The 19,957-nt window shown below is 59.6% G+C and carries 18 protein-coding genes; 10 read left to right on the top strand and 8 right to left on the bottom strand.

Annotation, left to right across the window (positions count from 1 at the left end; genetic code table 11):
* Positions 1 to 37 precede the first annotated feature (37 nt).
* Positions 38 to 658, bottom strand: coding sequence for a cell wall hydrolase (locus AC3WP4_RS08070; protein ID WP_102616443.1), 621 nt, complete (start codon positions 656 to 658; stop codon positions 38 to 40).
* Between the two features lie 174 nt (positions 659 to 832).
* Here AC3WP4_RS08070 and AC3WP4_RS08065 point away from each other — a divergent pair, with 174 nt between their 5' ends.
* Both AC3WP4_RS08065 and moaA read left to right on the top strand, forming a co-directional pair.
* The gene (locus AC3WP4_RS08065) at positions 833 to 1,684 is read left to right on the top strand and encodes a CAP domain-containing protein (RefSeq protein WP_102616428.1); all 852 of its coding nucleotides are present in this window, start codon (positions 833 to 835) and stop codon (positions 1,682 to 1,684) included.
* A 198-nt stretch (positions 1,685 to 1,882) separates the two neighbouring features.
* Entirely contained in the window at positions 1,883 to 2,881 is a 999-nt protein-coding gene (gene moaA / locus AC3WP4_RS08060) for a GTP 3',8-cyclase MoaA (RefSeq protein ID WP_102616427.1), read from the top strand.
* A 2-nt stretch (positions 2,882 to 2,883) separates the two neighbouring features.
* Here the strand turns inward: moaA and AC3WP4_RS08055 are convergent, their stop codons facing one another.
* The gene (locus AC3WP4_RS08055) at positions 2,884 to 3,672 is read right to left on the bottom strand and encodes a DeoR/GlpR family DNA-binding transcription regulator (protein ID WP_102616426.1); all 789 of its coding nucleotides are present in this window, start codon (positions 3,670 to 3,672) and stop codon (positions 2,884 to 2,886) included.
* A 458-nt stretch (positions 3,673 to 4,130) separates the two neighbouring features.
* Between AC3WP4_RS08055 and speF the strand changes: the two genes are divergently transcribed.
* Positions 4,131 to 6,326 (top strand): ornithine decarboxylase SpeF, encoded by a 2,196-nt coding sequence (gene speF / locus AC3WP4_RS08050; protein WP_102616425.1) that lies wholly within the window; start codon positions 4,131 to 4,133, stop codon positions 6,324 to 6,326.
* 363 nt (positions 6,327 to 6,689) lie between these two features.
* Positions 6,690 to 8,366 carry an MFS transporter gene (locus AC3WP4_RS08045; protein WP_074875878.1) on the top strand — a complete coding sequence of 559 codons (1,677 nt, stop codon included), beginning with the start codon at positions 6,690 to 6,692 and terminating at the stop codon, positions 8,364 to 8,366.
* A 203-nt stretch (positions 8,367 to 8,569) separates the two neighbouring features.
* On the opposite strand, the gene AC3WP4_RS08040 is transcribed toward AC3WP4_RS08045, so the two are convergent.
* Both AC3WP4_RS08040 and AC3WP4_RS08035 read right to left on the bottom strand, forming a co-directional pair.
* Positions 8,570 to 8,992 carry an HD domain-containing protein gene (locus AC3WP4_RS08040; protein WP_102616424.1) on the bottom strand — a complete coding sequence of 141 codons (423 nt, stop codon included), beginning with the start codon at positions 8,990 to 8,992 and terminating at the stop codon, positions 8,570 to 8,572.
* A 65-nt stretch (positions 8,993 to 9,057) separates the two neighbouring features.
* On the bottom strand, positions 9,058 to 9,429 hold the full coding sequence (locus tag AC3WP4_RS08035; protein ID WP_102616423.1) for a PH domain-containing protein: 372 nt from the start codon (positions 9,427 to 9,429) through the stop codon (positions 9,058 to 9,060).
* Positions 9,430 to 9,624: 195 nt separating this feature from the next.
* Here AC3WP4_RS08035 and AC3WP4_RS08030 point away from each other — a divergent pair, with 195 nt between their 5' ends.
* The gene (locus tag AC3WP4_RS08030; RefSeq protein ID WP_102616422.1) at positions 9,625 to 10,053 is read left to right on the top strand and encodes a hypothetical protein; all 429 of its coding nucleotides are present in this window, start codon (positions 9,625 to 9,627) and stop codon (positions 10,051 to 10,053) included.
* Between the two features lie 18 nt (positions 10,054 to 10,071).
* Here the strand turns inward: AC3WP4_RS08030 and AC3WP4_RS08025 are convergent, their stop codons facing one another.
* The 4 genes from AC3WP4_RS08025 to AC3WP4_RS08010 form a co-directional block, all read right to left on the bottom strand.
* Positions 10,072 to 10,551 (bottom strand): VOC family protein, encoded by a 480-nt coding sequence (locus AC3WP4_RS08025; RefSeq protein WP_102616421.1) that lies wholly within the window; start codon positions 10,549 to 10,551, stop codon positions 10,072 to 10,074.
* A 103-nt stretch (positions 10,552 to 10,654) separates the two neighbouring features.
* Positions 10,655 to 12,424: a SulP family inorganic anion transporter gene (locus AC3WP4_RS08020; RefSeq protein ID WP_102616420.1), complete on the bottom strand. Its 1,770-nt coding sequence runs from the start codon at positions 12,422 to 12,424 to the stop codon at positions 10,655 to 10,657.
* Between the two features lie 49 nt (positions 12,425 to 12,473).
* Positions 12,474 to 13,295 (bottom strand): polyphosphate kinase 2, encoded by an 822-nt coding sequence (gene ppk2 / locus AC3WP4_RS08015; RefSeq protein ID WP_074875868.1) that lies wholly within the window; start codon positions 13,293 to 13,295, stop codon positions 12,474 to 12,476.
* A 43-nt stretch (positions 13,296 to 13,338) separates the two neighbouring features.
* Entirely contained in the window at positions 13,339 to 14,001 is a 663-nt protein-coding gene (locus AC3WP4_RS08010) for a VIT1/CCC1 transporter family protein (protein WP_074875866.1), read from the bottom strand.
* Positions 14,002 to 14,348: 347 nt separating this feature from the next.
* Here AC3WP4_RS08010 and AC3WP4_RS08005 point away from each other — a divergent pair, with 347 nt between their 5' ends.
* The 5 genes from AC3WP4_RS08005 (at position 14,349) to AC3WP4_RS07985 (ending at position 19,870) form a co-directional block, all read left to right on the top strand.
* Entirely contained in the window at positions 14,349 to 15,659 is a 1,311-nt protein-coding gene (locus AC3WP4_RS08005) for a flavin-containing monooxygenase (protein WP_102616419.1), read from the top strand.
* A 24-nt stretch (positions 15,660 to 15,683) separates the two neighbouring features.
* On the top strand, positions 15,684 to 16,100 hold the full coding sequence (locus tag AC3WP4_RS08000) for a RidA family protein (RefSeq protein WP_008027166.1): 417 nt from the start codon (positions 15,684 to 15,686) through the stop codon (positions 16,098 to 16,100).
* Positions 16,101 to 16,253: 153 nt separating this feature from the next.
* Entirely contained in the window at positions 16,254 to 16,931 is a 678-nt protein-coding gene (locus AC3WP4_RS07995) for a DUF1028 domain-containing protein (protein ID WP_074875863.1), read from the top strand.
* Positions 16,928 to 18,076: an acetylornithine deacetylase gene (gene argE, locus AC3WP4_RS07990; RefSeq protein WP_102616418.1), complete on the top strand. Its 1,149-nt coding sequence runs from the start codon at positions 16,928 to 16,930 to the stop codon at positions 18,074 to 18,076. The genes AC3WP4_RS07995 and argE overlap by 4 nt, the downstream gene beginning before the upstream one ends.
* Positions 18,077 to 18,454: 378 nt before the next feature.
* Positions 18,455 to 19,870 (top strand): purine-cytosine permease family protein, encoded by a 1,416-nt coding sequence (locus AC3WP4_RS07985; RefSeq protein ID WP_102616417.1) that lies wholly within the window; start codon positions 18,455 to 18,457, stop codon positions 19,868 to 19,870.
* Positions 19,871 to 19,957 lie beyond the last annotated feature (87 nt).

Below are 19,957 nucleotides of genomic sequence, written 5' to 3'. Positions count from 1 at the left end.
CCTAAGAATGGCGAAGACCTCGCTCAGGCGAACATCCCTATTTCGCCGCCCCGGCACGCGGTTTATAAAAAAGAAACATCGAGGTCTCGGTGGTCTTGATGTATTTCCTGGCCCAAGCGGGTTTCACATTCCTGTCATGAAAATACATTGCGCCGTGGGTTCGGTCGTTCAGTTGCTTGTTTAGCGCCTTGCGCGCGATTTCCTTGGCAATCGTGTATTGGGACTCTTCCTCGACCTGATCCGAGCGTCCATCGCACCACCACGAAAACTGACAATTTCTGGTTTCAGAACCCTGCTTGACCACGGCGCATACCGTGTCCGGAAAGCCCTCATGGCCCAGGCGGTTCATGACGACACTGGCCACGGCTTCCATGTCGGTGGTCGATTTTCCTTTGGCTTCCCAATAGATGGAGCGGGCCATACAGGTGATTGCATCGTCCAGCGGCGACGCACCGGCGGGATCGACTGCCTGAACTTCGGAGGTGGTAATGGCTTGGGACTTGGGCACTGGTACATCGCTGCCCTTCTCTGCCGCTTTATGCTCAAGAACTTCGGCCTTGTCCTCAGCCATTTCCTTTTTTTGCTGCTGCTCAGACGCGATGGCCTGGCCGGTGAAAAGGGTTATTGCCAAGCAGGTGGCTATCCAGACAACTCGCATGATCGACCCTTCGGATGGAACCGCAAGCACGCCGAACTGGCGACTTTGCTTGATTGTAGTTGCCAGAATCGATTCCAACAGACGAACAAAAAAACTGTCTTCGGGCGTGAAAGTCATTGCGCTCGCGGGGCGGAAATCGCGCATCATGGGCGCAGTCAGCCCAAGGGGATATCCATGCGTTTCAAATCATCTGCTATGCGTCTTGCCACGTTGTCACTGGGGATGTTGTTTGCCGTGAATGCGTTGGCGGTCGACGAGAAACAACTGATTGATTCGATCAACCTCTACCGCAGCCAGGTGCAGCGCTGCGCAGGTCAGGTCTCGCAGGAACTGCCACCGCTGGCCGGCGACCCACGGCTGGCGCTGAACGCCAACAGCGTCGGCAATCTGCAGCAGGCAATGGCCAGCGCGGGTTATCCGATGAAGAATGTACAGGCAATCAGCCTGTCCGGGCCGCGTGATGCGCCATCGGCGATGAAAGCCATTCAGGAGAGTTTTTGCCAGATCGTGCTGGACCCGCAATTCGTCGATGTCGGCGTCAGCCATCAGGACCGCGAGTGGCGCATCGTGCTGGCGCGCCCACTGTTGAGCGCTCGCCTGGGCGACTGGCAGGCGGAAGGCCAAAAGCTACTGGCCGAGCTCAACATCGTACGCAGCCAGGCGCGCCAGTGCGGCACGCAATCCTTTGCCGCCGCCACGCCACTGGCCTGGAACGCCACGCTGGCGACGGCGGCCGAGGAACATGCCCGGTCAATGGCCAACAACAATTACTTCGATCACAAGGACCGCGATGGCCGCATGCCGGGTGACCGGGCTGAATTGGCCGGTTACAGCGGCGGGCAGGTCGGCGAGAACATCGCTGCCGGCCAGGACACCGTGCGCAAGGTGGTCGATGGCTGGGTGTCCAGCGCCGGTCACTGCGCCAACCTGATGAACCCACAGTACCGGGAGTTGGGCGCGGCCTATGCGGTTGATCCGAAGAGTGATCCGGGGATTTACTGGACGGCGATGTTCGGGGCGCAATAAGTTCGGAAGGCCGATAGAAAAAAACCGGAGCCCTGTCATGGGGCTCCGGTTTTTTTTTGCAATCTAATCCTTCATCGACCCTGTCGATCAGCCGGTCATTAATAGTGATTGGACGCCCCTCTAAAGTTGCTCTTAGTCTGCGCACAACAATTCCGGGGCTAGCGGAATACTCATTTCACGGATGCAGGCGAAGGGTTCATGTCAGAGCGAGTCTTGATCGATGGGTTCTCCAGGCGAGTGGACTATCTGCGGATGTCTGTCACCGACCGCTGCGATTTCCGTTGCGTGTATTGCATGGCCGAAGACATGCAGTTTCTGCCCCGGCAACGGGTACTGACCCTGGAAGAAATCTATCAACTGGCCGAAAGCTTCGTGGCGTTGGGCACCCGCAAGATCCGCCTCACGGGCGGCGAACCGCTGATCCGTCCAGGCGTGGTGCAACTGTGCGAAAAGATCGCCGCCCTGCCCGGCCTGCGTGAACTGTGCATGACCACCAACGGTTCGCAGCTGGGCAAGCTCGCAACGCCCTTGTTCGAGGCCGGGGTCAAACGGCTCAACATCAGCCTCGACAGCCTGGACCCGCAACGCTTTCGTGAGCTGACGCGCACCGGCGATCTGGCGCAGGTCATCAGCGGCATCGACGCGGCCAACGCCGCGGGATTTCGCCACACCAAACTCAATTGCGTGGTGATGAAGGGCCGTAACGACCATGAGATCAACGATCTGGTGAGCTTTGCCATCGACCGACATCTCGACATTTCTTTCATCGAAGAAATGCCGCTGGGCACCATTCATGAACACAGCCGCGCCGAGTCGTTTTACGCAAGCAGCCAGGTCCGTGAGAGGATCGCCGAGCGCTACACGTTGATCGAGTCCGCCGAGTCGACCCAAGGCCCGTCGCGCTACTGGCGCCTGGCCGAGGCACCGCAGATTCGCCTGGGGTTCATTTCCCCCCACAGCCACAACTTTTGTGGCACCTGCAATCGGGTTCGGTTGACGGTGGAAGGCCGTCTGCTGCTGTGTCTGGGCAATGAACACGCCGTCGACCTCAAGGCCGTGTTGCGCAGCCATCCCGGACATCCCGAGCGCCTGGAAAAGGCCATCATCGAGGCGATGAAACTCAAGCCCTATCGACACAATTTCGAAGTGAACGACGATGTCCAGGTGGTTCGCTTCATGAACATGACGGGCGGCTGAACTCACGCCTCCACCTGCACCACCTCAATCCCGAGTTTCCGATAGTCCTCGACATTACCCGACGCCACGTGGCGTTCGGTGATCAGGGTATGAATGCGCTGGCATGGCGCGACCACGAACGGCTCCACCGCCCCCAGTTTGTCGGCGGTGGTGACAGCAACGACATGGGAGGCGCTGGCGAGCATCGCCTGTTTGACCGGCACCTCATCGAAATGCAGGGAGCTGATGCCGACGTCCGGGTGAATCGCACAGACGCCCGTGAACAGCAGATCAGCCTTGATGCCCTCGATCAGCCGCAGGGTTTCATGCCCGCTGGCCGACATGGTCGCGGGGTTGAGTTGTCCGCCGGCCAGAATCACCGTAATGCCTTTGTATTCGGCCAAGGTGATCGCGATCATCGGCGAGGCGGTAATAGCCGTAATGGCAATGTCCGACGGTAGTGATCGGGCGATCTGCAGCGTCGTGCTACCCGAATCGAAAATCACAATCTGGCCGTTGTGTACCTGGCGTGCGGCGAGTTGTGCCAGGTGAGTTTTCACCTCGTCGGTTTCACTGACGCGGGTGAAATAATCCTTGCCGGTGTCCTTGGGCCGCGGCAACGCCCCGCCATGCACCCGCTGCACCAGCCCGGCGGTCGCCAGTTCCGCCAGATCCCGGCGAATGGTGTCTTCGGACACCGCGAAATGCTGGCTCAGCTCGGCCGCCATGACCTTGCCGTCACGTTCGAGAATCAACAGGATTTTTTGCCGGCGCACATGAGGGAGTTCGGCCGCCGAGTGTGAATCGTGCATGTTTTTGCCCGCTTTTGCGTGTAATTGCGTGTTTGTGCGAGACTAGCCAACTCGCGGGATAAACACAAACCAACCGGACATCAATTGTTTCGATGATACAAATCATAAAGCCGAATTTTTTATTTCTTTGTGACCTATTCAAGATGGCGCCATCACATGTGTTTTGGATGAAAACTTCATGAATCTAAATTTTGTCTTCGCCTGCATGATCGTGGTCTCGTTCGCGATTGCGTTGGGCCACGCCTGATCAGCGGAAACCAAGGGGTTGCCGAGGCAGAAGTGGTCGAGCGCCTGTCGGCAGTCCTTGGCAAAAGCCAGTAGAAAAGCCGTAATCCTTCCCAACAGGGTCTAAACCAGTGTCCACATGATGTGGATCAGGGACCATTGAAGGCTGCCTCGCTAAATTGATCTCTTGAAAAAAGCCGACAAGTGACTGTCCGCCAGGAGATTTCCCCCGCATGAAAGCAGCCCTGAAAATTGCCGCCAGTGATTCCTCGTTCGAGTGTTTCCAGACCTCCCGAGAAGTCATTCCGCTCAATCAAACCGACTACACCGATATCGCGGTTGCGGTGTTCTCTGTCGAGGATGTGATGGCGGGCGCCCTGGACACCTTGCAGCGAACCGGTTTCGACATCCCCATTTTCCTCGTTGCCTCCCCCGGTTCCGGCAACCGCGCCCGGGACGTCTACCAGCACCTGCAAGATGTACTGCTTCAGGTGAATGGCATTTTTGACCCCTCGCGCAACAACGCCGAATACCATGGCAACCAATTGGAGACCGCGGCAAAAGCCTATGAAGACAGTCTGCTGCCGCCGTTCTTCGACGCCCTCAAGCACTACACCGAGTCAGCCAACGCGACCTTCGCCTGCCCGGGTCACCAGGGCGGTCAGTTTTTCCGCAAACACCCGGCTGGCCGGCAGTTCTTCGACTTCTTCGGCGAAACCCTGTTTCGCGCCGACATGTGCAACGCCGACGTCAAACTCGGCGATTTGCTGATCCACGAAGGCCCGGCGCTGCTGGCGCAAAAACACGCCGCGAAAGTGTTCAACGCCGACAAGACCTACTTCGTGCTCAACGGCACCTCGGCCTCCAACAAGGTGGTCACCAACGCGCTGCTCACGCCTGGCGATCTGGTTCTGTTCGACCGCAACAACCACAAATCCAATCACCAGGGTGCGTTGATCCAGGCCGGGGCGACCCCGGTTTACCTGGAAACCGCACGCAATCCTTATGGGTTCATCGGCGGGATTGACGCCCATTGTTTCGAAGAAGGTTACCTGCGCGAACTCATCAGCGAAGTCGCACCGGACAAGGCCCGACTGCCACGGCCGTTTCGCCTGGCGATCATTCAGCTGGGCACTTATGACGGCACCGTCTACAACGCCCGGCAAGTCGTCGATCGCATCGGCAAACTGTGCGACTACATCCTGTTCGACTCGGCGTGGGTGGGCTACGAACAGTTCATCCCGATGATGAAGGACTGCTCGCCGCTGCTGCTGGACCTGCATGAAAACGATCCCGGCATCTTTGTCACGCAATCGGTGCACAAACAGCAGGCGGGGTTTTCCCAGGCCTCGCAGATCCACAAGAAAGATCGGCACATCAAGGGCCAGGCCCGTTATTGCAGCCATGCGCAGCTGAATAACGCCTTCATGGCCCAGGCTTCCACCAGTCCGTTTTACCCGCTGTTCGCCTCGCTGGATGTGAACGCGCGCATCCATTCCGGCCGTAGCGGCCTGCGCCTGTGGGAGGACTGTGTGAAGTTCGGCATCGACGCGCGCAAGTTGATCCTGGAAGCGTGCACCCTGGTTCGCCCCTTCGTGCCGGACACCATTGACGGTCGCCCCTGGCAGGACCATCCCACCGAAGACATCGCCAACGACATCCGGTTTTTCGAGTTCCATCCGAAGGATCGCTGGCACGCCTTCAGCGGTTACGCCGACAAGCAATACTTCATCGACCCCTGCAAGTTGCTGTTCACCACGCCCGGCATCGACCCGGTCGATGGCAGTTACACCGACTTCGGCATCCATGCCGGCATTCTCGCCAACTTCTTGCGCGAGAATGGCATCGTTCCGGAAAAGTGCGACCTGAACTCGATTCTGTTCCTGCTCACCCCGGCCGAAGACTGGGCAAAGATGACGCATCTCGCCTCGCAGATTGCGCGCTTTGAACGTTTCATCAGTGATGACGCGCCGATGAGCCGGGTATTGCCGGCCATCTATGCGCAGCACGAGGAGCGCTATCGCAACTACACCATTCGTCAACTCTGCCAGGAGATGCACGACCTCTACCGCACCCACGACGTGCAGCATTTGCAGAAGGCAATGTTCCGCAAGGAACACTTCCCGAAAAAGGCGATGAACCCGCAAGCAGCGCAGTTCGAATTCATCCGTGGCAACGTCGAACTGGTGGCGCTGGCTGACGCGCAGGGTCGCATCGCTGCCGAAGGTGCCCTTCCCTATCCACCCGGCGTGCTCTGCGTGGTGCCCGGGGAAATATGGGGCGGCGCGGTGCTCAAGTACTTCCTGGCGCTGGAAGAAGGCATCAACTCACTTCCTGGCTTCACACCGGAGTTGCAAGGCGTGTACCTGAAACAGGAAGGCGATCGCATTCGAGCCTATGGGTACGTGATCAAGACGCTCCCACATTAAGTAACGCGCACATCATTTGTAGGAGCATGGCTGCCCGCGATGGGGCCCTCGGGAACGCCAACAGCATCGCAGCAAGCTTTGCTCCTACAGGGCTGGTTTGCAGAGATCTCATTCTGAAAACAATTGCCGCGCCGGATCGCGATGCGGCTCACAGGGGGAATCGGCCTTGGGGTGAACTTGATGGCGAGTGGATATCTGCGAGAAGCCGATTATGCTTCAGTAAACCTTGCAGCGATGCGAGGCCGTCAGCCTGTGTGCATGCTTCGCGCAATCCGTAATCCGACGACTTCAGCCCCGGGGCCTGGGTGCGGCAATAAGGTAACGAGGTACTCCGGCCTATAACAAAAACGACGGAGAAGACTCATGGCCGCAATCGACAACACTTCCACGGGCAGCACGCCCCACCACGGGATCACCAAGGAGGAGCGCAAGGTCATTTTTGCCTCGTCCCTGGGCACCGTGTTCGAGTGGTACGACTTCTACCTTTATGGGTCTCTCGCGGCGATCATTGCCAAGCACTTCTTCGCCGGCGTCAATGAGACAACTTCTTTCATCTTCGCGCTGCTCGCGTTCGCCGCGGGCTTCGCGGTACGCCCATTCGGCGCCATCGTGTTCGGCCGACTGGGGGACATGATCGGACGCAAACATACCTTTCTCATCACCATCGTGATCATGGGTATTTCCACCGCCGTCGTGGGCTTTTTGCCGGGCTACGCGACCATCGGCGTGGCGGCACCGATCATCCTGATCACCCTGCGCCTGCTGCAAGGCCTGGCCTTGGGCGGTGAATACGGCGGCGCGGCGACCTACGTGGCCGAGCATGCGCCGAAAGGCAAACGCGGCTACTTCACCTCGTGGATCCAGACCACCGCGACCCTCGGCCTGTTCCTCTCCCTGCTGGTGATCCTCGCCTGCCGAACCATTCTCGGCACCGAAGCGTTCGAGGCCTGGGGCTGGCGGATTCCCTTCCTGCTGTCGATCCTGCTGCTGATCATTTCGGTGTACATCCGCCTGCAACTCAGCGAGTCACCGGTATTCTTGAAAATGAAGGAAGAAGGCAAGTCGTCCAAGGCGCCGCTGACCGAATCCTTCGCCCGCTGGGAAAACCTCAAGATCGTGATCATGGCCCTGCTCGGCGGCACTGCCGGCCAGGCCGTCGTCTGGTACACCGGGCAGTTCTACGCGCTGTTCTTCCTGCTGCAAACGCTGAAGATCGAAGCGCAGACCGCCAACCTGCTGATTGCCGGCTCTTTGCTGATCGGTACGCCGTTTTTCGTCATATTCGGCAGCCTGTCCGACCGCATCGGCCGCAAGGGGATCATCATGGCCGGCTGCATCCTGGCGGCAGTGACCTACTTCCCGATCTTCAATGCGTTGACCCAATACGGTAACCCCGACGTGTTCGTCGCACAGGAAAAGAACCCGGTCACGGTGGTCGCCGATCCCGGCCAGTGCTCGTTCCAGTTCGACCCGGTGGGCAAGGCCAAATTCACCAGCTCCTGCGACCTGGCCAAGACCGTGCTGGCGAAAAGGGCCATTCCCTACCAGAACGAGAAGGCTGAACCGGGCACCGTCGCGCAGGTCCGCATCGGCGGCAAAGTGATCCAGAGCTTCGAGGGCACCGGCATGCCGGCCGCCGACTTCAAAGCCAAGAACGACGCCTTCGCCGCCACCCTCGGTACCGCGCTCAAGGATGCCGGCTACCCCGAGAAGGCCGACCCGGCCAAGACCAATTACCCGATGGTGCTGCTGCTCCTGACCATCCTCGTAATCTACGTGACCATGGTCTACGGCCCGATCGCCGCCTGGCTGGTGGAACTGTTCCCGGCGCGTATCCGCTACACCTCGATGTCGCTGCCCTACCACATCGGCAACGGATGGTTCGGCGGATTTCTGCCGACGGTGGCGTTCGCCATGGTCGCGGCCACCGGTGATATCTACTACGGGCTGTGGTACCCGATTGTCATCGCCGTAATGACGGCCATTCTTGGCACGTTCTTCCTGCCGGAAACCAAGGATCGGGACATTCATCACACCTGAGGCTGGCGCTCGCCCTCTCCTGCCGGGGAGAGGGCGATCCAGAGACGGTCAAACGGTCTACGCGCATCGACATGGCTTCGGGGCTCTTTCCCCGCGCACTGATGATATTGCGCAGTAATGCAACTCGCACTATGTAGCAGCCGAACGCAGGCTTCGCCAGCTGCTACCAGTGCGGGGTGTTATTGATCTATTTGTTTGGCTTGTTACGAGCGCAACACGCCAATCGCCCGCCGATATTTTTCAACGCGTTCCAGGTCTTCCCACGACGGCTGCGCGATCCGCGACAAGTCGCTGTTCTCTTCCAGGTCCGCCAGTTTCACCACCCGACCTATCGGGTTCTGCGCCGCGCGTTCGACGAAGGTTTCATAGGACTCGCCCGGCACTTTAGTGACGGACTCGATGGCGGTCAGAACGGCTTCGCTGAAGCCTTCCTTGCGCAGGTCATCAAGGCTGAGGCCGCAGTCTTCGACCACGTCATGCAGCACCGCGACGATGCGTTCTTCCAGCGTGTTGACCCGCAACATGACTTTCAGCGGATGCAGAATGTAAAGGGTGCCGCCCTTGTCGACCTGGCCTTCGTGCGCGGAGGCGGCGATGGCAATGGCGCGTTCCAGTGTCTGGCTCATGTCGCTCTCCCTGGGTAATCGGCATTCGCATTGGAGCTCGCCGTAATAACCGTGAAAATCGGGGCTCAGCCCAACAGATGCTGTGAGATAAGTTTTGAAATCTCGACCATCGACGTCCTGCCGGTGAATTCAAACTTCACTCTGCCCAGCGCCGAGAAGTAGATTTCCAGCTCGGAATCCAGGTCGAAGGTGCCCGAGGTTTCCACGGAATAAGCGACGATGTTTTTGTAGGGCAACGAAGTGAAGTCTTTTTTGCTGCCGGTGACGCCTTGCACGTTCACCGCAATGATTCGCTTGTTGGTAAACACCACCCCATCGCGCATGGATTTGTAGGCATCAATGACCTGTTCACCGTCCAGCAGCAGCGCGGTGACTCGCTCCGCGTACTCGTTGTTTTGCTTGAGTTTGAAAAAGCCTTTGTTGTTGAAATCGATCATCCGCCATCCCTTCCTTAAAGAGTGTTCCCTGGATTGCCAGCGCGTGGCGCGGCGAGCATACCATCGGGCCTGCGCTTTTTGCGCCCCCTCCCACAGCGGATCCGAAACCAATGGAACCCCGCGCTTCATCGCGTTTTCAAAACCGTATCAGCGCTGATTTTGTTCAAACAAGGCGCCATTGGAGAGGAAATCGCGATGAACAGTAGACTGCTGCTGCTTCTGCTTGCCAGCCTGAGCCCGACCCTGGTCATGGCTGAAGGCTGTGATGTGCTGACCCGCTCTCAAAGCCCTTCGGTGCCGGTGGTCGAAACGCATAGCTGTTATGAGTACGAAAACATGCCGGTGAACGCGATCGATTGGTCATGCAGCAACGAGAGCAAAGAAATGCTGACCAGCACCAAGAAAAAAGTCGAACAGTGCGCCGATCATTCTCAGGCCACTTGCGTCGCCACGTTGACGCAAGAATCGCTGGCCAATCCTCACTCCACCAGCAAGGACAAGAGCAGCACATCGCTGATTATTCCGAACAATGCCAAGGTCACTACGTATTACTACGGCGCTGAGCACTTGGGTCAGGCAAAAATTGATTGCGAGTCGGGTGGAGGGCACTGGAAAACCCAGTAGCCCCCCAAGCAGGGTCGGTTAACCCTTAACAGCCGCTTCAATCGCAGCGATGTCGATCTTTCCCATCTCCATCATGGCGTCGAACGCGCGTTTGGCCGCGGCTTGATCAGGATTGGCTATCGCGGCGCTCAGAACCCGTGGGGTGATCTGCCATGACAATCCCCACTTGTCCTGGCACCAGCCGCATACGTTTTCCTGGCCGCCGTTTTCGACAATCGCGTTCCACAAGCGGTCCGTTTCGGCTTGGTCGTCGGTCGCCACCTGGAATGAAAAAGCCTCGTTGTGCTTGACCCCCGAGCCCCCGTTCAGCCCGAGACAAGGAATGCCCATCACCGTGAACTCAACCGTCAGGACATCGCCCTGCTTGCCTGCCGGATAGTCGCCAGGCGCGCGAAGAATAGTGCCCACCTCGCTGTCCGAGAAGGTTTTGGCGTAGAACGTCGCAGCCTCCAGCGCGGTGCCGTCGTACCACAGACAAATCGTGTTTTTGCTGATCATCCTGGTTCTCCAGAAGAGGAATGGGTTCGCTCATTCTGGTACGGATTGTCTCTTCGCGCACCTTGAAGGCAGGAAACCCCAAACGACTCGGCGCCGATGCGACTCAGCGCGCGCCCTCCGCTGGATGGATCATCAGGTAGCTGTCGACGGCATTGCCGATGGTTGGAAAGAACGCCGTTTCGCCAAGCCGCGCGAACAGCCCGAATCGCTTCAGCTTGTCCTTGACCGGGTCTTTCATCTCGGCCACGCACAACTTGATGCCCGCCGCGTGCAAGGTGTCGTCCAGTTCAGCCAGCATGTCGGCAGAGGTCACGTCCACACTGGTGACGGGTTCTGCCGCCACCACCAACCAGCGCACGGGCGTAGGCGATGCTGCCACCGCATCAAGCACTCGGTCATTGAACAGTTCGGCATTGGCGAAGAACAACGGCGCATCCCAGCGAAACAGCACCAGGCCGGGGATAAGGTGCGCGTCGGGATAGCGCTGGATGTCGTGGTAGCCCTTGACGCCATCGACTCGCCCCAGTACCGCGGAATACGGCCGCCAGCCATCCCACAGAAATTCGATCACAGCGATCACGATGGCCAGCCCGATGCCCTCGATCGCACCAAACACGGCCACTCCGACGGTGCAAACGATCGAGAGCCAGAATTCCCAGCGCTGGATGCGATAAATACGTCGCAGGTCAGCGATTTCAATCAGGCCGATGGCCGACGCGATCACGACCGCTGCCAGTGCGCTGGTGGGCAAGTTCTGCAACAGGTTGGGGGCCACCATCAACAGCAGGGCAACGGCCAACGCGCCGACCACCCCGGTCAACTGGGTTTTGGCGCCAGCGGCTTCGGCCACGGGGGTCCGTGAGGAACTGCTGCTGATCGCAAAGCCCTGGAAAAACCCAGCCGCCAGATTGGCAAAACCGAGCCCCGCCATTTCCTGGTTCGGATCGACATAGGTGCGGGTCCGTGCCGCATAGACACGCGAGAGCACGCTGGTGTCGGCGAACGACACCAAGGCAACGGCGCACCCGCCGATGAGCACGGGGACAATATCGGCGCGGGTAATCCAGGGGATGGCGAACGCCGGTAACCCTTGTGGCAGAACACCGAGGACCGACACACCCGCACGCTCGGCAAGGTCCAGCACACCGACGGCGATGGTCGCGCCCGCCACGGCGATCAGGATGCCCGGTACGCGCTTGAAGCCCTTGAGCAGCAGGATCACGATCAAGGTAGCGGCGCCGATCGTGAACGCAGCCCAGTTGGTCTTTCCTTCAATCACCGCGTTGAAGATTGCCCATATGTTTCTCAGCGGGCCATCGGACTCAATCGAAAAACCGAAAAACTTGGGCAGTTGGCTGATCAATACGGTCAGCGCGATGCCGTTCATGTACCCGTAGCGGATCGGCTTGGAAAGCAACTCGGTAATGAAGCCCAAACGCATGATGCCCGCCAGGATACAGACGACGCCTGAAACGATCGCCATCATGCTTGCAAGTGCGACGGCGCGATGCGGATCACCGCCCGACAGGGGCAGGACGACAGCCAGGATTACCGCGGCCAGTGAAGAATCCGGACCCAGCACCAGAATCCGGCTAGGCCCGAACAATGCATAAGCGAGTAGCGGAACGATGGTCGCATAGAGGCCATAGATGCCGGGTACGCCCGAAGCCACGGCATAGGCGATGCCGACGGGCACCAACATCGTGGTGAGCACCAGCCCGGCCATGATGTCGTGACGCAACCAGGCAATCTGGTACTCGCGCAACGTGCGAAGCCCGGGAAGCCAGCGGCTCCAGCCGGATTGCACGCTGGTATTGCGGTGTGCAATCCGGCCCGGTTCCGGGACGGGAGACGAAGCATCCGAATCGCTCATAAAGCTATGGCCTATAGGTGTACCGCGCAGATCCGCTTGAACGTGCCCGTCAGAATTTTTCGGGTACTCGCCGGTGCGGATAATCCGGCTCTTTATAGCCAGCTGGTTTCTGCCGCTTGGGCAACACCACCTCCTCGCGTGGGACTTCCTTGTACGGGATGCGGCTGAGCAAATCGGAGATGATGTTAAGACGCGCTCGCCGTTTGTCGTTGGAGTTAGCCACCAGCCACGGGGCATGATTGGTGTCGGTTGCCTGGAACATGTCGTCACGCGCGCGCGAATAGTCATACCAGCGGCTGTATGACTTGAGATCCATGGGGGTCAACTTCCAGATTTTGCGCCCATCCTTGATGCGCTCCTGAAGCCGGCGGGTCTGCTCATCTTCGCTGACTTCCAGCCAGTATTTGAGCAGGATCACCCCCGAGTCGACGATTGCCCGCTCCACCAAAGGCGTTGTCTTCAGGAAACTGGCCACCTGCTCTTTGGTGCAGAACCCCATCACCCGCTCGACGCCCGCCCGGTTGTACCAACTGCGATCGAAGATCACCACTTCGCCGGCCGCGGGAAGGTATGGCAGGTAACGCTGGACGTACATCTGGCTTTTTTCTCGATCACTCGGCGCCGTCAGCGCCACCACCCGAAAGACACGCGGGCTGACGCGTTCGGTGATCGCCTTGATCGTTCCGCCCTTGCCAGCGCCATCGCGCCCCTCGAAGACGATGCAGATCTTGACGCCCTTGGCTTTTACCCACTCCTGTAACTTGACCAACTCGACATGCAGGCCACGCAGTTGCTCAAGATAATCCTTGCTTTTAAGTTTCGCGGTTTCAGCAGCTTTACTCTTGGGGGCTTTTTTCTTGTCTTTTGCCATGTTCGAGACCTCACCAATAAACAGCCTAGGGTTTGCCATCTGCTCATCCGCCGAGGGCGATGATCGCAGTAATCAGTACAGCGCCGGTGACGGCCATCGCGAGTCCGCCTTGCCACGGTTTTGCGCCGGCATACGTCGAGAGCATCCAGCCGGCGATGAACAGCACCACAAGTCCGACCAGGTTAGACATGCGCACAGCGAGCGCTGTCTGGTCGAGCAACAGAAACGGCACGACTAGCGGAAATGTCGAGAACACCACCAACAGGAAAACGCCGAAAGCGCCCTTGAAATCATCCCAACCGAGGTTCGGTTGTACTGGCATGGATGAATACTCGACCAGGCGGCGGCGCAACGATTCCAGCTCATCAGGGCCGGCCGCTGCGGCAAGACGCGGGGGTAACGCCTCGGCAATGAGCGCTTGCCCGGCGGCGGCATCCGTCGCATCACGCAGATTGGTGCGAAGCGTACGGTTACGCGTGCGCTCGATCAGGGTTCGCAGCAAATACATCACCGCGTCTGCCAACCCCCAGGCGAGGTTGCAACCCAGCGCGGCGATCATCATCGTCCGTTCCTCCTCCTGACCAGATGTGGCCACGCTGATCGTCCCAGTGAACGTCATTGCCATGAGCAGGCCGAAAATGACCTCCGTGACACGGTCAACCGGATCAAGAACACGGGCCCGCTTTTGCTCTCCAGTGCTTTGCATGCGCTCATCCTCGCCACGGCGGCCGTGTCAGCGTGATCCTGGTTTTCAGCCGTGCCGGGGCGGTCAAGACCCGCCATCGGCAAGCACATCGAACAGCTTAGTTCAGACTTGATCTATCACAACGCGACCTATCCACAACGACTGATCTTTTGCGCTTGCACCTTGTTTTCAAGGAGATTTCTCTGAGCGCCATTCCCCGTGTCCGGACTCGATGCCGTTCTGCATCAGTTATTTATACTCAAATGCCAGCTTAATAATATTTTACCGATACCAGGGTGATCCCTAGTCTTGACCCCAAGAAATGGCAGGCCGTTACCGACCTAAATCCAACTTCGAAGGGTATTGAGATGACCACTGAAAAAATAAAAACAGATACGCTGATTGTTGGCGCCGGTCAGGCTGGCGTGGCCATGAGTGAACACTTGAGCAAACTCGGCGTGCCGCACCTGGTGCTGGAGCGCAACCGTATCGCCGAACGCTGGCGCACCGGACGCTGGGACTCGCTGGTGGCGAATGGTCCGGCCTGGCACGACCGTTTTCCCGGTCTCGATTTCGACGACCTCAGCCCCGACGACTTCGCCCCGAAAGAACGGGTCGCCGACTATTTCGAAGCCTACGCCAAAAAATTCAACGCCCCGATCCGCACCGGCGTGGACGTGCTGAAGGTTGAGCGCAATGTCGGTCGCCCGGGCTTCACCATAGAAACCTCTGAAGGCGTGATCGAGGCCAACCGCGTGGTGGCTGCCACCGGGCCTTTCCAGCGTCCGGTCATCCCGCCGATTGCGCCGAAAGATCAGCCATTCACCCAAATCCACTCGGCCGAATACCGCAACCCGGCGCAACTGCCCGAGGGTGCAGTGCTGGTCGTCGGCGCCGGTTCGTCGGGCGTGCAAATCGCCGATGAACTGCAGCGTGCCGGCAAGAAGGTGTACCTCTCGGTCGGTGCCCACGACCGCCCTCCTCGCGCCTATCGCAACCGTGATTTCTGCTGGTGGCTGGGTGTGCTGGGCGAATGGGATCAGGCCGCCATGAAACCCGGCCGGGAACACGTGACCATCGCGGTCAGCGGCGCACACGGCGGCCGCACGGTGGACTTCCGTGGGCTGGCCCATCGCGGCATGACGCTGGTGGGTTTGACCCAATCCTTCAACGGTGGCGTAGCGACTTTTCAACCGAACCTTGCCGAGAACCTGGCGCGCGGCGATGAGAACTATCTGGCGCTGCTCAACGCGGCTGACGCCTACATCGAGCGCAACGGCCTGGACTTGCCGGAAGAACCTGAAGCGCGCATGACCTTTTCCGATCCGGAATGCGTGACCAACCCGATTCTTGCACTCGACCTGGCCCAGGCCGGCGTGACCTCGATCATCTGGGCCACCGGTTTTGCCACGGATTACAGCTGGCTCAAGGTTGATGCCTTCGACGACAACGGCAAGCCAGCGCATCAGCGCGGCGTCTCGAGCGAGCCGGGCGTGTATTTCCTCGGCCTGCCGTGGCAGTCCCGCCGCGGGTCTTCGTTCATCTGGGGCGTTTGGCACGACGCCAAGTACGTGGCGGATCACATCGCCATCCAGCGTTCCTACCTCGACTACCACGACGCCGCGCAACGCGAGGCTGAAACCGTCCCGGCCGCCCAAAAAGCAACCGTCAGCGCTTGAGCCATTTTTCTTTAGGAGCTTCAAATGTCCACGCCAACCCATACCCGTATTCGCATGTTCAACACCAAGGAAACCTACCCGAACCAGAGCCTGGACAATGACCTGTGCCAGGCCGTCCGGGCCGGCAACACTGTGTATGTTCGCGGTCAGGTCGGGACTGATTTCGAAGGCAACCTGGTGGGCCTCGGTGACCCGCGAGCGCAAACCGAGCAAGCCATGCGCAACGTCAAACAGTTGCTGGAAGAGGCTGGTAGCGACCTTAGCCATATCGTTAAAACCACCACTTACCTGATCGATCCGCGGTATCGCGAGCCGGTTTATCAGGAAGTGGGCAAGTGGCTTAAGGGCGTGTTTCCGATCTCGACCGGGTTGGTGGTGTCCGCACTGGGGCAGCCACAGTGGTTGATGGAGATTGATGTGATTGCGGTGATTCCTGAGTAGACCGAGTCGCGGCCATCGCAGGCAAGCCAGCTCCCACAGGTTAGTCGTCGTACACAAATCTGTGGCCACTGAAGATCCCTGTGGGAGCGGGCTTGCCCGCGAAGGCGTCCGCCCAGACACCCACTTCGCCAAGGCAATACAAGGAACAAACCCATGACCTTCTCCATCGCAGCACGTTGCCCCGAAACCGGTCAGTTCGGCATTGCGATCAGTTCCTCGAGCATCGCCGTCGGCGCCCGTTGCCCCTGGCTGCTGCCGGGTGTCGGCGCCGTCTCCACACAAAACATCACCTTGCCGTCACTCGGCCCGGAAGTCCTCGCCCTGATGGAACAGGGCCTTGCACCGGCCGAGGCACTGGACAAAGTCCTGACCCGCAATGGCTACAGCCAATATCGCCAGATCACGGCGATTGACCATCTCGGCCGCACCGCGCATTTCAGCGGTTCGCAAACCCTGGGCAACCACAACGCCGTGTCCGGTGATCAATGCGTCGCTGCCGGCAACATGCTGGCGGACCGCGCAGTGATCGAGGCCATGGTCGAGGCCTTCGAACATGGCGAAGGCCAACTGACCGACCGCCTGCTCGCGGCCATGAAAGCGGCCATCGCCGCGGGTGGCGAAGCCGGGCCGGTGCATTCGGCGGCGGTGGTGGTGGTCGGCGAGCTGACCTGGCCGATCATCAACCTGCGGGTGGACTGGGCGGATCACGACCCGATCGGCCAACTTGAGAAACTCTGGGACGCCTATCGCCCACAGGTTCAGGACTACATCGACCGCGCCCTCGCCCCCGACAAATCCCCCGGCTACGGCGTTGCCGGAGACGACCGATGAGCAACAGCCGCGATTTGCTGAAAACATTGGTGGCGTTTGACACCACCAGCCGCGAATCAAACCTGCAACTCATCGAGTTCGTGCGCGACTACCTCGAACGCTTCGACGTGCCTTGCGAACTGCTCTACAACGACGAGCGCAGCAAGGCCAACCTGTTCGCGACCATTGGCCCGGCGGATCGGCCGGGCATCGTGCTGTCGGGGCACACCGACGTGGTGCCCGTCGACGGCCAGCCGTGGACCGTTGCGCCGTTCGAACTCACCGAGCGCGACGGCAAACTATACGGTCGCGGCACCGCGGACATGAAAGGCTACATCGCCTGCGTACTCGCTCTGGTCCCGTCGCTGGTGAACGCCACGCTGCGGCTGCCGGTGCACATCGCGCTTTCCTATGATGAAGAAGTCGGCTGCCTGGGTGTGCGTTCGTTGCTGTCGGAATTGGAAAAGCGTCCGGTCAAACCGATGCTCTGCATCATTGGCGAACCGACCGAGCTCAAACCGGTGCTGGGCCATAAAGGCAAACTGGCGATGCGCTGCGACATTCACGGTCAAGCGTGCCATTCGGCGTACGCACCGCTTGGGGTCAATGCGATTGAATACGCCGCCGAACTGATCGGTGAACTGGGGCGGATCGGCAGTCGGCTCAAAGCCCCCGAGCATCACGACGCCCGTTTCGATCCGCCCTTCAGCACCGTGCAAACCGGCGTGATTTGCGGCGGCAAGGCCCTGAACATCGTCCCCGCCGATTGCCGCTTTGACTTCGAAATCCGCGCCCTGCCCTCGCATGATCCAAGCCACGTTGCGCAGGAGCTGAAGGTTTATGCCGAGCAACAGGTCTTGCCGCGCATGCGGGCGGTGAGTGAGCAGAGTGAAATTCGATTTAGCGAGTTGTCCGCGTATCCCGGGTTGGCGACCGGTGCGCAGAGTGAAGCGGCTGAGTTGATTGCGACTTTCTGCGGCTCCCGAGAGTTCGGCACCGTAGCCTTCGGAACCGAGGGCGGCCTGTTCGACGCCGCAGGCATTCCCACAGTAGTGTGCGGCCCCGGCAGCATGGACCAAGGCCACAAACCCGACGAATTCGTCAGCCTCGAACAACTCACCGCCTGCGACACCATGCTCCATCGAATGCTGCAATCAATCAGCTAACTCGCCCCCACAAAAACGCGTCCGCAACAGGTTCCTGTAGCAGCTGGCGAAGCCTGCGTTCGGCTGCGAAGCAGTCGCAAAATCTGACGACTCGGTGCATCAGGAAAACCGCGTGCGCAGGGTTTACGACTGCTTCGCAGCCGAACGCAGGCTTCGCCAGCTGATACACGTTGCGCGGTGTTTCGACGATCCAATCCCCTGTACCCCACAGGTTTTCGGCGACCACCCGACATACATTTTTTAGCGTCTATACCCACAAACTTACTAATTTATCTCTCACTCCCCACCGCACATCATCAACTCCAACAAGAAAAGCGTCGCCCCCGTGCAGCGCTCACCGAAGTACGTCCACGTACTCAAATTGCCTTGGAGTCCGTCATGGTTACCGCAGCAACAACCTCCGCCCCGCTCATCGAAAAACACACCATCGGCTACGTGCCACCCGAAGATCGCCACGGCAAAACCCGCGACCTGTTCACCCTCTGGTTCGGCGGCAACATCGCCCCACTGCCCATCGTTACCGGCGCCCTCGGCGTACAAATGTTCCACCTGAACCTGGTGTGGGGCATCGTCGCCATCCTCGTCGGCCACCTGGTCGGCGGCGTGCTGATGGCGCTGCACTCGGCGCAAGGCCCGCAAATGGGCATCCCGCAAATGATCCAGAGCCGCGCCCAGTTCGGCTCCCTCGGCGCGCTGCTGGTGGTGCTGATCGCCGGCATCATGTACATCGGCTTTTTCGCCTCCAACATCGTCCTCGCCGGTAAATCCCTGCACGGCGTGGTCGACAGCGTGCCAGTGCCGGTGGGCATCGTCATCGGCGCCCTCGGTTCCGGCATCATCGGCATCATCGGCTACCGCTTCATTCACGTGCTCAACCGCATCGGCACCTGGGTGCTCGGCGCCGGAATCGTGCTGGGCTTCGGCTACATCTTCACCCACGTGCAGACCACCGACTTCCTCACCCGCGGCAGCTTCAACATCTCCGGTTGGCTCGCCACCGTTTCGCTCGCTGCGCTCTGGCAAATCGCCTTCGCGCCCTACGTCTCCGACTACTCGCGCTACCTGCCGGCCAACGTTCCCGTGGCCGCAACGTTCTGGACCACTTACCTGGGCACCGTCCTCGGCTCCAGCCTCTCGTTCATCTTCGGCGCCGTCGCCGTCCTCGCCACACCCGTCGGCATGGACACCATGGACGCCGTCAAACTCGCCACCGGCTCCATCGGCCCACTGATGCTCGTGCTGTTCCTGCTCAGCGTCATCAGCCACAACGCCCTCAATCTCTACGGCGCCGTGCTGTCGCTGATCACCCTGGTGCAAACCTTCGCCTACCGCTGGATCCCCACCGCCAAAAGCCGCGCAGTTCTCTCGGTCATCGTCCTCGCCGCGTGCTGCTTCGCCGCCGTCGGCGCCTCCGCCAACTTCATCGGACACTTCGTCGACATGGTGCTGGTGCTGCTCGTCGTGCTGGTGCCGTGGACCGCGATCAACCTGATCGACTTCTACGCGATTCACAAAGGTCAGTACGACATCGGTTCGATCTTCAAAGTCGACGGCGGGATCTATGGCCGGTACAACCCGCAGGCACTGTTGGCCTACGCGATTGGCATCGTGGTGCAGATCCCGTTCATGAACACGCCGCTGTACGTCGGCCCCATCTCCGAACACATCAACGGCGCTGACTTGTCCTGGCTGGTCGGCCTGCTGATCACCTCCCCGCTCTACTACTGGCTAGCCAACCGCGACACCGCCTACAAACGCCGCCTCTCAACCGGAAAACTCGCCAACTCGATCTAACTAACCCCCCAATCCCCTGTGGGAGATTCTATGGTTGAGGGAAAGCCCTCAACTGGCTTTTGGTTGATATTCGCTTTGCCCTTTCAG

This window comes from Pseudomonas sp. FW305-20, assembly GCF_058788075.1.
The sequence above is the reverse complement of the archived record's forward strand: the minus strand, read 5'-3'. Positions and strand labels throughout refer to the sequence as shown.